The organism is Meinhardsimonia xiamenensis (assembly GCF_900102905.1).
GTDB classification, from domain to species: domain Bacteria; phylum Pseudomonadota; class Alphaproteobacteria; order Rhodobacterales; family Rhodobacteraceae; genus Meinhardsimonia; species Meinhardsimonia xiamenensis.
On record NZ_FNFV01000007.1, the window covers coordinates 26,407 to 39,178 of the forward strand.

Here is a 12,772-nt window from a genome sequence, read left to right on the forward strand (position 1 = left end):
CGCTTGCCTCACGGCGGCGCCGCTGCGCGACTGTCCCTTGCCGGCCAACCTCAGCCCATGTGCTCGGCGAGCCATTTCTCGAGCCAGTGGATGTCGTAGTTGCCCGAGATCACCGCCTCCTCCTCCACGAGCATGCGGAAGAGGGGAATGGTGGTGTCGATCCCGTCCACGATCAACTCGCCGAGGGCGCGCCTGAGCCGCGCCAGCGCCTCCTCCCGGCTGTGGCCGCGCACGATCAGCTTGCCGATCAGGCTGTCGTAATAGGGCGGGATGCGGTAGCCGTCATAGATCGCCGAGTCCATGCGCACGCCAAGTCCGCCCGGCGCGTGATACTGGCTGATTCGTCCCGGGCTTGGCACGAAGGCCGGCAGCTTCTCGGCGTTGATCCTGACCTCGATGGCGTGGCCGCGCGGCTTCAGATCTTCCTGGGTGAAGGAAAGCGGCTCGCCTGCTGCCACCCGGATCTGCTCGCGCACGAGATCGACGTCATAGACCTCCTCGGTGACGGGATGCTCCACCTGCAGGCGGGTGTTCATCTCGATGAAGTAGAACTCCCCGTCCTCCCAGAGAAACTCGATGGTGCCCGCCCCGGCATAGTTGATGCGCGCCACCGCGTCGGCGCAGATGCGCCCGATCTTCTCGCGCGTGGCCGCGTCGATCACCGGGCCCGGCGCCTCTTCCAGCACCTTCTGGTGGCGGCGCTGGAGCGAACAGTCCCGCTCGCCCAGATGCACCGCATTGCCCTTGCCGTCGCCGAAGACCTGCACCTCGATGTGGCGGGGCCGGCCGAGATATTTCTCCATGTAGACGGCATCATTGCCGAAGGCGGCCTTGGCCTCGGCGCGGGCGGTGCGGAAGGCGGTCTCGAGCTCGGCAGGGGTGCGGGCAAGCTTCATGCCCCGTCCGCCGCCGCCGGCGGTGGCCTTGATGATCACCGGATAGCCGATTTCATCGGCGATGCGGCGGGCCGTCTCGTAATCCTCCACCTCGCCGTCGGAGCCTGGCACGCAGGGCACGCCGAGCGCCTTCATCGTCTCCTTGGCGGTGATCTTGTCGCCCATGATGCGGATGTGCTCGGCGGTGGGGCCGATGAAGGTGATGCCGTGGTCTTCGACGATCTCCACGAACTTGGCGTTCTCGGAAAGAAAGCCGTAGCCCGGGTGGATCGCCTGCGCGCCGGTGATCTCGCAGGCAGCGATGATGGCCGGGAAGGACAGATAGCTTTGCTGCGCCGGGGGCGGGCCGATGCACACCGCCTCGTCGGCCATGCGCACATGCATCGCATCGGCATCCGCCGTCGAGTGCACCGCGACCGAGGCAATGCCCATCTCGCGGCAGGCGCGCACCACGCGCAGGGCGATCTCGCCGCGGTTGGCGATGAGGATCTTGTCGAACATCGCGCCGGCCCTACTCGATGATCATCAGCGGCGCGCCGAATTCCACCGGAGTGCCATCCTCCACAAGGATGCGGCGGACGACGCCCGCGCGCGGCGAGGGAATCTGGTTCATCGTCTTCATCGCCTCGATGATCAGGAGCGTCTGCCCCTCCTCGACGCGGTCACCGACCTTCACGAAGGGCGCGGCCCCCGGTTCGGGCTGCAGATAGACAGTCCCGACCATCGGCGAGGTCACCGCGCCCGGATGCGCCGCAGGATCGGTGATGGCCGCATCGGGCTCAGGCGCGGCCGGTGCGGCCGCAGGGGCGGGCGCGGCCGCCGGGGCAGGAGGCGCCACCGGCGCCGGGGCCTGCGCAGCGGCCGGCGGGGCGACAATCGCACCGCCGCGGCTGACCCGCACCGAAAGCTTCTTGTCCTTGCCTGTCTCGCGGCTCACCTCGAGCTCGCTCAGATCGTTCTCGCGCAGAAGTTCGGCCAGCGCCTTGATGAAGGCGACATCGGCCTCGCTGGTGTTGTCCGTCATCGGTCCTCGCCTGCTTGTGGGGCCCACGCGGGGCGGGGCCTGCAAACCTGCCCGCTTATACTCAAGCCCCGCCGGGGTGAAAAGCGCTGCGCGCGCCTGCAGGGCGCCGTTTCGGCCCGGAGACAAAATTTACCAGTTGATAAAATTTCGTCCTGTGGCACAGTCGAGGCAACAACAAGATCACAGACGACAACAGACAGGGAGACGGCGATGGCAAACAGCCCGCACACGCCGGGGGTGGTGCCGGGGCGGCTGGCCCGCGAGGCGATCGAGGCGAACTTCTCCGACCTGCACCCGCCGCTCGACGACCACGAGGCGCGGGTGGCGGCGGACCGGTGCTATTTCTGTTACGACGCGCCTTGCGTTGCGGCCTGTCCCACCGAAATCGACATTCCGCTCTTCATCCGCGAGATCGCCACCGGCATGCCGGAGGCGGCGGCGAAGGCCATCTTCGCCCAGAATATCCTCGGCGGCATGTGCGCCCGTGTCTGCCCCACCGAGACGCTGTGCGAGGAGGCCTGCGTGCGCATGGAGGCCGAGGGTGACCCGGTCGAGATCGGGCGGCTTCAGCGCTATGCGACGGACCGGCTGATGGCAAAGGGCGTGCACCCCTTCACGCGCGCCGCGCCCACCGGCAGGCGCGTGGCGGTGGTCGGGGCGGGGCCGGCGGGGCTTGCCTGCGCGCACCGCCTGGCGATGCATGGCCATGACGTCGTCATCTATGACGCGCGCCCCAAGCCCGGCGGCCTCAACGAATTCGGCATCGCCGCCTACAAGACGACCGGCGGCTTTGCCCAGGCCGAGGTGGAGTGGCTGATGAAGATCGGCGGCATCACCGTCGAGACGGGCCGCGAGCTTGGCCGCGACCTCGATCTGGCAACGCTGCGGCGGGACTTCGACGCGGTGTTCCTCGGCATGGGTCTTGCCGGCGTCAACGCCCTGCGCGCGCCGGGGGAAGACCTTGAGAATGTCGAAAACGCAGTTGATTTTATTGCCGAATTGCGACAGGCGGAAGACCTTTCCTCCCTGCCCGTCGGTCGCGATGTGGTGGTCGTCGGTGGCGGCATGACCGCCATCGACGCCGCCGTTCAGGCCAAGCTTCTCGGCGCGGAGAACGTGACCATCGTCTATCGCCGCGCCCGCGAGAAGATGCCCGCCTCGGAATACGAGCAGAACCTCGCCGCGGCCAAGGGCGTGCGCATCATCTGCGAGGCGATGCCGGTCGCCGTGCACGGCGACGGCGCGGTGCGCGAGGTGGAGTTCGAATACACCGTCGAGACGCCCGAGGGGCTCAAGGGCACCGGCGAGCGGTTCCGGCTGAAGGCCGACCAGCTCTTCAAGGCGATCGGCCAGCGGCTAGAGGGCGCACCCGAGGGGCTGGCGCTCGAGGGCGGCAAGATCGCGGTGACGGGGCCGGGGCGCACCTCGCTCGAGGGGGTCTGGGCCGGGGGCGACTGCACGCCGGGCGAGGATCTCACCGTGGTGGCCGTGGCCGAAGGGCGCGACGCGGCCGAGGACATTCACGCCTGGCTCATGGGCTGAGGGAGGAAGAGATGGCTGACCTCACTACGGAATTCGTGGGAATCAAGTCTCCCAACCCGTTCTGGCTGGCCTCCGCGCCGCCCACCGACAAGGAATACAATGTCCGCCGCGCCTTTGAAGCCGGTTGGGGCGGTGTGGTGTGGAAGACGCTGGGCATCGATCCGCCGGTGGTCAACGTCAACGGGCCGCGCTACGGCGCCGTGTGGGGGCCGGACCGGCGGCTTCTCGGGCTCAACAACATCGAGCTCATCACCGATCGCCCGCTCGAGGTGAACCTGCGGGAGATCAAGGCCGTCAAGCGCGACTGGCCCGACCGCGCGCTCGTCGTCTCGCTGATGGTGCCCTGTGACGAGGAAAGCTGGAAGTACATCCTCGGGCGGGTGGAGGAGACCGGCGCAGACGGGGTGGAGCTCAACTTCGGCTGCCCCCACGGGATGAGCGAGCGCGGCATGGGCTCGGCGGTGGGGCAGGTGCCCGAATACATCGAGATGGTCACGCGCTGGTGCAAGGCGAACACGCGGATGCCGGTGATCGTCAAGCTCACGCCCAACATCACCGACATCCGCTATCCCGCCCGCGCCGCCAAGGCCGGGGGCGCGGATGCCGTCAGCCTCATCAACACCATCAACTCCATCACCGGCGTCAACCTCGACAATTTCGCGCCTGAGCCCGAGATCGACGGCAAGGGCACGCACGGCGGCTATTGCGGCCCGGCGGTCAAGCCGATCGCGCTCAACATGGTGGCCGAGATCGCGCGCGACCCCGAGACGCGCGGCCTGCCGATCTCGGGCATCGGCGGGGTGACCACATGGCGCGACGCAGCCGAGTTCCTCGCCCTTGGCGCGCATAACGTGCAGGTCTGCACCGCGGCGATGACCTATGGCTTTAAGGTCGTGCAGGAGATGATCGCGGGGCTGTCGGAATGGATGGATGCCAAGGGCTTCGCGTCCGTCTCCGACATCGTCGGCCGCGCGGTGCCCAACGTCACCGACTGGCAGTATCTCAACCTCAACTACGTTACCAAGGCGCGGATCGATCAGGAGAAGTGCATCCACTGCGGGCGCTGCTACGCCGCCTGCGAGGACACCTCGCATCAGGCCATCTGGATGAAGGAGGGCCGCGTCTTCGAGGTCAACGACGCGGAGTGCGTGGCCTGCAACCTGTGCGTGGATGTCTGCCCGGTGGAGGGCTGCATCACCATGGAGCGCCTCGCCCCCGGCACGGTGGACCCGCGCACCGGCAAGGTGGTGGAGGCGGACTACGCCAACTGGACGACACACCCAAACAACCCCGCCGCCAAGGCCGCGGAATAAGGGGGCCGGTCGGTTTCCGGTCGTCCCCCGGTCGGTCCACGGGCGGGAGGTCAGACGCTCCCGCCCGGTGGTGGCGCAGCGCCGGGCGGCGTTTCTCGCGATTCAGACAAGTTTGGCTCGATTTCCGATATTTGTGCATCATAGTTAAAGTCATTTCTCAGGTCCGCCTCGGCATCGTCCCGAGCGGTGAGGGGCGTGCCAGACCGCCGCGCCCGGCTTGCCGCCTCGCCGGCGCCTTCGCTTGCCGCGGTGCCGGCGCGCCCGTCGAGGCTCTCGCCGCCCAGAATGACGCGCGTCTCTTCCCGCCCGCGGCTGGCGGCGAGCTGCGCGAGCTTTGCGCGCAGGTCGTTCTCGAAATCCAGGATGCTGGCCTGAAACGCCGGCGGCGGGCCGAGCAGCATGCCCGGTTCGAGCGGCGGCCTGGGCGCCGGCGCAGGCGCGCTGCCCGTCTGCTCGGGGTGGGGGGCCTTGTGCGCTCCGGGCCGGTGATGCTCCGGCCCCGCGCGCAGCGCAGCCTCCTTCGGGGCAGGCGGGGGCAGACGCTCGGGCGGGGCGAGCCGCGCAGGCCGCGGTGCCTCGAGCGCGGCGAGCTGGGCGGGAGTGTGGCTCGTGTCGATCATCAGCGAAGCTCCCACGGCGGAGCCCCCACGCTGGCCAGCCTGGGGTGATTCGCTGAATCCCGCGTTAACAGGGCTCGGGGGTGAGGGCGCGCCTGTAGAGATGGGTGAGAAAACGGGCAGCCTCGCTGAAATGCGCGTCATCCCTGCTGCCCAGAATCCCGCGCACCTGCACGTCGAAATCGGCGTAATGCTGGGTGGTGGCCCAGATCGAGAAGATCAGGTGATGGCCGTTGACCTGTGCGATGCGCCCGGCCTCGGCCCAGCGGGCGATGAGCGCGGCCTTCTCGTCCACGAGTTCCTTCAGGGGCCCCTCGATGATGTCGCCGACATGCGGCGCGCCATGCAGGATTTCGTTGGCAAAGAGCCGGCTCTCGCGCGGCATGGTGCGGGCCATCTCGAGCTTGCGCAGCACATAGGCAAGGATTTCCTCCACCGGCTCGCCTTCGGGATTGAGCGCGCGCAGGGGCTCAAGCCAGCTGTCGAGCAGCGCGTTGATGAGCGTGCGGTGGATTTCCTCCTTGGAGCGAAAGTAGTAGAGCAGGTTCGGCTTCGACAGCCCTGCGGCGCTTGCGATGCGGTCGAGCGTGGCCCCGCGCAGGCCCGCCTCGCTGAACACATCGAGCGCGGCTTCCAGAATCCGGGCGCGATTTCTTGCCTGGATGCGGGTTCGGCTGCGCGCTGTGCTCATTTGCTCTCTCCTCGGGCGCATTTCATGCAGAGACTTGACCTGCCTTCAAGCCGTGGTAGCGTTTTGCTGACCATTTGGTCAAACTCCTGTCTGGCAGGCCCCGGCCGCGCTTTTCGGGCCGGCTGTGCGGCGGCGGGAGTTTGCCCCAACAAATCAAGATTCTGCGCGGCAAAATTCAATTGAATGACCGCGCGGAGAGCAGGACAGGGAGTCACGCAATGCCAGCGCCCGGCGAGAATCTGAAGATCAACGGCGAGAGGCTTTGGGACAGCCTCATGGAGATGGCGAAGATCGGCCCCGGCGTGGCCGGCGGCAACAACCGCCAGACGCTGACCGATGCCGATGCCGAGGGCCGCGCGCTCTTTGCCCGCTGGTGCGAGGAGGCGGGGCTCACCATGGGCGTCGACCGGATGGGCACCATGTTCGCGCGCCGCGAGGGCACCGAGCCCGATCTGCCGCCGGTCTATGTCGGCAGCCATCTCGACACCCAGCCGACGGGCGGCAAGTATGACGGGGTGCTGGGCGTGCTGGGCGGGCTCGAGATCATCCGCACGCTCAACGACCTCGGCATCCGCACTCGCCATCCGATCGTGGTGGTGAACTGGACCAACGAGGAAGGCACGCGCTTTGCCCCGGCGATGCTGGCCTCGGGCGTCTTCGCCGGGGTGCATGACCTCGAGTGGGCCTATGACCGGGTGGATGCCGAGGGCAAGCGCTTCGGCGACGAGCTTGAGCGGATCGGCTGGAAGGGTGACGAGCCGGTGGGGGGCCGCCCGATGAAGGCCTTCTTCGAGCTGCACATCGAGCAGGGCCCCATCCTCGAGGCCGAAGGCAAGGACATCGGCGTTGTCACCCACGGGCAGGGGCTGAGCTGGACGGAGGTGACGGTGACCGGCAAGGAGGCGCACACCGGCTCCACGCCGATGCCGATGCGCAGGAACGCGGGCCTTGGCATGGCGCGCATCCTCGAGCTTGTCGACGAGATCGCCTGGTCGCACAAGCCCCATGCGGTGGGCGCGGCCGGGCATATCGACGTCTATCCCAACTCGCGCAACGTGATCCCCGGCAAGGCGGTGTTCACGGTGGATTTCCGCTCGCCCGAGCTCGAGGTGATCGAGGACATGGAGCGGCGCCTGCGCGAAGGGGCGAAGAAGATTTGCGACGAGATGGGGCTCGAGGTCGCCTTCGAGAAGGTGGGCGGCTTCGATCCGGTGAAGTTCGACGAGGGCTGCGTCGCCGCGGTGCGCCGCGCGGCCGAGCGGCTGGGCTATTCGCACCGCGACATCATCTCCGGCGCGGGTCACGACGCCTGCTGGATCAACCGCGTCGCCCCCACGGCGATGGTGATGTGCCCCTGCGTGGACGGCCTTTCTCACAACGAGGCCGAGGAGATCTACCCCGAATGGGCCGAGAAGGGGGCGAACGTGCTCTTCCACGCGGTGGTCGAGACGGCGGAGATCGTGGAGTAGCGTCGGGCGCCGGGGGCTCTGCCCCCGGACCCCCGAGGTATTTGGAAAACCGAAGAAGATCAGGGCCGGCCATGATCCGGCAGGGAGGGCGAGATGAGCACGGTCATCAGAAACGGCACCATCGTGACCGCCGATCTGACCTACAAGGCGGATGTGAGGATCGAGGATGGGCGGATCAGCGAGATCGGGCCGAACCTCAAGGGAGACGAGGAGCTCGATGCAACCGGCTGCTACGTGATGCCGGGCGGGATCGATCCGCACACGCATCTGGAGATGCCCTTCATGGGCACCTATTCGAGCGACGATTTCGAATCGGGCACGCGCGCCGCGCTTGCCGGCGGCACCACCATGGTGGTGGATTTCGCGTTGCCCAGCCCCGGGCAGGGGCTCCTCGACGCGCTCTCGATGTGGCACAACAAGTCCACCCGCGCCAATTGCGACTACTCCTACCACATGGCGGTGACCTGGTGGGGCGAGCAGGTCTTCGACGAGATGGCCACGGTGGTGCGCGAGCACGGCATCAACACCTTCAAGCACTTCATGGCCTACAAGGGCGCGCTGATGGTGAACGATGACGAGATGTTCGCCTCCTTCCAGCGGCTGCGCGAGCTTGGCGCGATCCCGCTCGTTCATGCCGAGAACGGTGACATCGTCGCCGACCTGCAGCAGAAGCTTCTGGCCGAGGGCAACACCGGGCCCGAGGCGCATGCCTATTCGCGCCCGCCCGAGGTGGAGGGCGAGGCCACCAACCGCGCGATCATGATCGCCGACATGGCTGGCGTGCCGCTCTATGTGGTGCATGTGAGCTGCGAAGAGGCGCATGAGGCGATCAGGCGCGCGCGCGCGGCTGGCAAGCGGGTGTGGGGCGAGCCCTTGATCCAGCATCTGGTGCTCGACGAGTCGGAGTATTTCGACAAGGATTGGGATCATGCCGCGCGGCGGGTGATGAGCCCGCCCTTCCGCAACAAGCGCCATCAGGACAGCCTCTGGGCGGGGCTGATGTCTGGCTCGCTCAGCGTGGTGGCGACCGATCACTGCGCTTTCACCACCGAGCAGAAGCGCTATGGGGTGGGCGACTTCACCAAGATCCCCAACGGTACCGGCGGGCTCGAGGACCGGATGCCGCTTCTGTGGACACATGGCGTCAACACCGGCCGGCTGACCATGAACGAATTCGTCGCCGTCACCTCCACCAACATCGCCAAGATCCTGAACATGTATCCGCGCAAGGGGGCGATCATGGTTGGGTCGGATGCCGACATCGTGGTGTGGGACCCGCAGAAGGAGAAGACGATTTCGGCCGCGACCCAGCAGTCGGCCATCGACTACAATGTCTTCGAGGGCCATCATGTGAAGGGTCTGCCACGGTTCACGCTCACGCGCGGGCAGGTGGCGATCCACGACGGGGAGGTGCGGACCCAGGAAGGCCACGGGCAGTTCGTCGCGCGCGAGCCCAACATGCCGGTGACGGCGGCGCTTTCCACCTGGAAGGAGCTGACCGCGCCGCGCAAGGTGGAGCGCAGCGGCATTCCGGCAAGCGGGGTGTGAGAGGGAATGGACGCAGACGGCGCGGCGGTGATCGAGGCGCGCGATCTCGATCTTGTGTTTGAGACGGCCGACGGGCCGGTGCAGGCGCTCAAGGGGGTGAGCCTCAGCATCGGGCGGGGCGAGTTCGTTTCCTTCATCGGGCCTTCGGGCTGCGGCAAGACCACCTTCCTGCGGGTGATCGCCGCGCTCGAGGAGCCGACGGGCGGCACGATCACCGTCAATGGCGTGAGCCCCGACGAGGCGCGGCGGGCGCGGGCCTACGGTTACGTCTTCCAGGCCGCCGGACTCTACCCGTGGCGCACGATTGCGGGAAATGTGAAACTTCCACTCGAGATCATGGGCTACCCGGCCGCCGAACGCGAGGAACGTGTTCGAAAAGTGCTGGAGCTGGTGGAGCTCTCGGGCTTTGGCAACAAATATCCCTGGCAGCTCTCTGGCGGCATGCAGCAGCGCGCGTCGATCGCGCGGGCGCTCGCCTTTGACGCCGATATCCTGCTGATGGACGAGCCCTTCGGCGCGCTCGACGAGATCGTGCGCGACCATCTGAATGAGCAGCTTCTGAGCCTGTGGCGAAGGACAGGCAAGACCATCGGCTTTGTCACCCATTCGATTCCCGAGGCTGTGTATCTGTCGACCAAGATCGTGGTGATGAGCCCGCGGCCCGGACGGATCACCGATGTGATCGAAAGCCCGTTGCCGGCGGAGCGGCCGCTCGACATCCGCGACACGCCGGAATTTCTCGAGGTGGCGCACCGGGTGCGTGAGGGGCTGAGGGCGGGACATGCCTACGATGAGTGAGCATGCGGATCGGCTTGGGCGGGGGCGCTGCCCCCGCACCCCCGGGGTATTTGCACCCAGGATGATGAGAAGAGCGCAGGAGGCGGTGCGGTGAGGCGCGTTCTGCCGGTTCTCGTGGTCACGCTCGCGATCGTCGTCATCTGGTATGTGGCGGCGGTCTGGCTCAATTCGGCCTGGGTGATCGATCAGGCGGCGCGGGCGGGCAGGGAGCCCTCGTTCATGGACATCCTGCGCGGGACCATGAACCAGGACCGCCCCCTCCTGCCGCCGCCGCATCAGGTGCTGGCCGAGTTGTGGGAGCTGACGGTGGAAAAGCGCATCACCTCCAAGCGCAGCCTCGTCTATCACGGGCTGGTGACCTTGCAGGCGACCATGCTCGGCTTTGTCGTCGGCGCGATCCTGGGCGTGGCGCTGGCCATCGGCATCGTGCATTCGCGCACCATGGATCTGTCGGTGATGCCCTGGGCGATCATCTCCCAGACGGTGCCGATCGTGGCGATCGCGCCGATGATCATCGTGCTCTCGAATGCCGTCGGCATCGAGGGGCGGACGGTGCCGAAGACGATCATCTCCGCCTATCTCAGCTATTTCCCGGTGCTGGTGAGCATGGTGAAGGGGCTCCGGAGCCCCGAGCGCGAGCAGCTTGATCTTCTGAAGACCTACAATGCCAGCCGTTGGCAGACCTTCGTCAAGCTGCGGCTGCCGGCCTCCATGCCCTATTTCTTCGCCTCGATGAAGGTGGCGGTGGCGGCGAGCCTTGTCGGCGCCATCGTCGGAGAGCTGCCGACGGGCGCCATCGAGGGGCTGGGCGCGCGGATGCTGATCGGCAGCCAGTTCGGCGAGCCGATGATCATGTGGACCGCACTCTTCGCCGCTGCCATCCTCGCGGCGCTGCTGGTGGTGGCGGTGGGCATCGTGCAGGCGCTTGCCGCCCGCGCGATGGGGCAGGTGGCGCGATGATCTGGATTCTGGGAAGCCTCGCCGCCTGGGCGGCGCTGTGGTGGGTGAACACGCGCATTGCCGCCTCGGCCCTGGCCGAGAGGCGCGCCGGCCGCGTCGCCGCGCCGCTGATCTTCGGCCTTGCGATGCTGATCGTCTGGGAGGGGCTGGTGCGCGGCTTCGAGGTCTCGCCCGTGATCCTGCCCGCGCCCACCGCGATTGCCGCGAAATTCGCCGCCTCGCTCGACGTTCTGTGGATCGATTTCGTGCAGACCTTCGTTAAGGGCGCGCTGACCGGCTGGGTGATCGGATGCGGCGCGGCGGTGGCGGTGGCGGTGCTCATCGACCGCTCGCCCTTCCTGAAGGCGGGGCTTCTGCCGGTGGGCAATTTCGTCGCCGCCCTGCCCATCGTCGGCATCGCGCCGATCATGGTGATGTGGTTCGGCTTCGACTGGCAGTCGAAGGCGGCGGTGGTGGTGGTGATGGTGTTCTTTCCGACGCTGGTGAACACCGTCGCCGGGCTCGATGCCACCGACCGGATGCACCGCGACCTGATGAAGACATGGAACGCAAGCTACTGGCAGGCGCTCGTCAAGCTGCGCCTTCCCGCGGCCATGCCCTTCATCTTCAACGGGTTGAAGATCGCCACCACGCTTGCGCTCATCGGCGCGATCGTGGCGGAGTTCTTCGGCTCGCCGATCAAGGGCATGGGCTTTCGCATCTCCACCGAGGTCGGGCGGCTCGGGATCGACATGGTCTGGGCCGAGATCGCGGTGGCGGCGCTGGCGGGCACGAGCTTTTACGGCGCGGTGGCGCTGGCCGAGCGCTGGGTGACCTTCTGGCATCCCTCGCAGAGGGGGGGCAGATGACGACGACAACGACAACCAACAGGGGAGAAAGACCATGAAGAGACTGATTGCGGGCGCCTTCGCGCTCGGTCTGGCGGCGGGCGGCGCCCAGGCGGCCGATGACCTGACGCTGCAACTCAAATGGGTCACGCAGGCCCAGTTCGCGGGCTACTATGTGGCGCTCGAGAACGGCTACTACGAGGAAGAGGGGCTCAACGTCACCATCAAGCCGGGCGGGCCCGACATCGCGCCCACCCAGGTGATCGCGGGCGGCGGCGCCGATGTGACGGTGGAGTGGATGCCGGCCGCGCTGGCCGCGCGCGAGCGGGGGCTGCCGCTTGTCAACATCGCCCAGCCCTTCAAGCGCTCGGGCATGATGCTGACCTGCTGGAAGGACTCCGGCATCAAGACGCCGCAGGACTTCCGCGGCAAGACGCTGGGCGTGTGGTTCTTCGGCAACGAGTATCCCTTCCTCGCCTGGATGAGCCAGCTAGGCATCCCGACCGACGGCTCGCCCGAGGGGGTGACGGTGCTCAAGCAGGGCTTCAACGTCGATCCGCTCCTGCAGCGGCAGGCCGACTGCATCTCGACCATGACCTACAACGAGTACTGGCAGGTGATCGATGCGGGCGTGAGCCCCGATGATCTCATCACCTTCAAGTACGAGGATCAGGGCGTGGCGACGCTCGAGGACGGGCTCTATGTGCTCGAGGACCGGCTCGCCGACCCCGAATTCAAGGACAAGCTCGTGCGCTTCGTGCGCGCCTCGATGAAGGGCTGGAAATGGGCCGAGGAGAACATGGACGAGGCCGCGCTGATCGTGCTCGAGCATGACGAGACCGGCGCCCAGACCGAGAAGCATCAGAAGCGGATGATGCGCGAGATCGCCAAGCTCACCGCGGGCTCGAACGGCGAGCTCGACCCGGCCGATTTCGAGCGCACGGTGGCGACGCTCCTCGCGGGCGGCTCCGATCCGGTCATCACCAGGCATCCGGGCGATGGCGCCTGGACGCATGAGATCACCGATGCGGCGCTGAAATAGGCCGCGCCGGCAATCGGAACGGGAGGCCCCGGCACGCGCGCCGGG

12 protein-coding genes are annotated in these 12,772 nt (G+C 67.2%); 8 read left to right on the forward strand and 4 right to left on the reverse strand.

The genetic code is table 11. The features are described 5' to 3' along the window. Positions 1-50: 50 nt before the first annotated feature. Together accC and accB are read right to left on the reverse strand one after the other, a co-directional pair. Complete coding sequence (gene accC, locus BLQ14_RS13190; protein ID WP_092501041.1) at positions 51-1,397, reverse strand: acetyl-CoA carboxylase biotin carboxylase subunit; 1,347 nt, start codon at positions 1,395-1,397, stop codon at positions 51-53. Between the two features lie 10 nt (positions 1,398-1,407). Beyond that, positions 1,408-1,920, reverse strand: a complete 513-nt coding sequence (accB, locus tag BLQ14_RS13195) for an acetyl-CoA carboxylase biotin carboxyl carrier protein (protein ID WP_092501042.1) — start codon at positions 1,918-1,920, stop codon at positions 1,408-1,410. A 210-nt stretch (positions 1,921-2,130) separates the two neighbouring features. On the opposite strand from accB, the gene BLQ14_RS13200 reads away from it, so the two are divergent. Both BLQ14_RS13200 and preA read left to right on the forward strand, forming a co-directional pair. After that, complete coding sequence (locus BLQ14_RS13200) at positions 2,131-3,462, forward strand: NAD(P)-dependent oxidoreductase (RefSeq protein WP_092501043.1); 1,332 nt, start codon at positions 2,131-2,133, stop codon at positions 3,460-3,462. An 11-nt stretch (positions 3,463-3,473) separates the two neighbouring features. Beyond that, the gene (gene preA, locus BLQ14_RS13205; protein WP_092501044.1) at positions 3,474-4,775 is read left to right on the forward strand and encodes an NAD-dependent dihydropyrimidine dehydrogenase subunit PreA; all 1,302 of its coding nucleotides are present in this window, start codon (positions 3,474-3,476) and stop codon (positions 4,773-4,775) included. A gap of 50 nt (positions 4,776-4,825) precedes the next feature. Here preA and BLQ14_RS15315 read toward each other — a convergent pair whose 3' ends face one another. Then, a complete protein-coding gene (locus BLQ14_RS15315) occupies positions 4,826-5,176 on the reverse strand; it encodes a hypothetical protein (protein WP_143004499.1) in 351 nt (116 codons plus the stop codon). Between the two features lie 283 nt (positions 5,177-5,459). Next, entirely contained in the window at positions 5,460-6,083 is a 624-nt protein-coding gene (locus BLQ14_RS13215; RefSeq protein ID WP_092501046.1) for a TetR family transcriptional regulator C-terminal domain-containing protein, read from the reverse strand. Between the two features lie 218 nt (positions 6,084-6,301). Between BLQ14_RS13215 and BLQ14_RS13220 the strand changes: the two genes are divergently transcribed. The 6 genes from BLQ14_RS13220 to BLQ14_RS13245 all read left to right on the forward strand — a co-directional run bounded on the left by BLQ14_RS13220 (position 6,302) and on the right by BLQ14_RS13245 (position 12,727). Further along, positions 6,302-7,552, forward strand: coding sequence for a Zn-dependent hydrolase (locus BLQ14_RS13220; RefSeq protein ID WP_092501047.1), 1,251 nt, complete (start codon positions 6,302-6,304; stop codon positions 7,550-7,552). A 93-nt stretch (positions 7,553-7,645) separates the two neighbouring features. Further along, entirely contained in the window at positions 7,646-9,100 is a 1,455-nt protein-coding gene (hydA, locus tag BLQ14_RS13225) for a dihydropyrimidinase (RefSeq protein ID WP_092501048.1), read from the forward strand. 6 nt (positions 9,101-9,106) lie between these two features. After that, a complete protein-coding gene (locus BLQ14_RS13230; RefSeq protein WP_092501049.1) occupies positions 9,107-9,898 on the forward strand; it encodes an ABC transporter ATP-binding protein in 792 nt (263 codons plus the stop codon). Between the two features lie 90 nt (positions 9,899-9,988). After that, entirely contained in the window at positions 9,989-10,858 is an 870-nt protein-coding gene (locus BLQ14_RS13235) for an ABC transporter permease (RefSeq protein ID WP_092501050.1), read from the forward strand. Then, positions 10,855-11,706, forward strand: a complete 852-nt coding sequence (locus tag BLQ14_RS13240; protein ID WP_092501051.1) for an ABC transporter permease — start codon at positions 10,855-10,857, stop codon at positions 11,704-11,706. Before BLQ14_RS13235 ends, BLQ14_RS13240 begins: the two co-directional genes overlap by 4 nt. Positions 11,707-11,740: 34 nt before the next feature. Further along, positions 11,741-12,727: an ABC transporter substrate-binding protein gene (locus BLQ14_RS13245; protein WP_092501052.1), complete on the forward strand. Its 987-nt coding sequence runs from the start codon at positions 11,741-11,743 to the stop codon at positions 12,725-12,727. Positions 12,728-12,772: the final 45 nt, after the last annotated feature.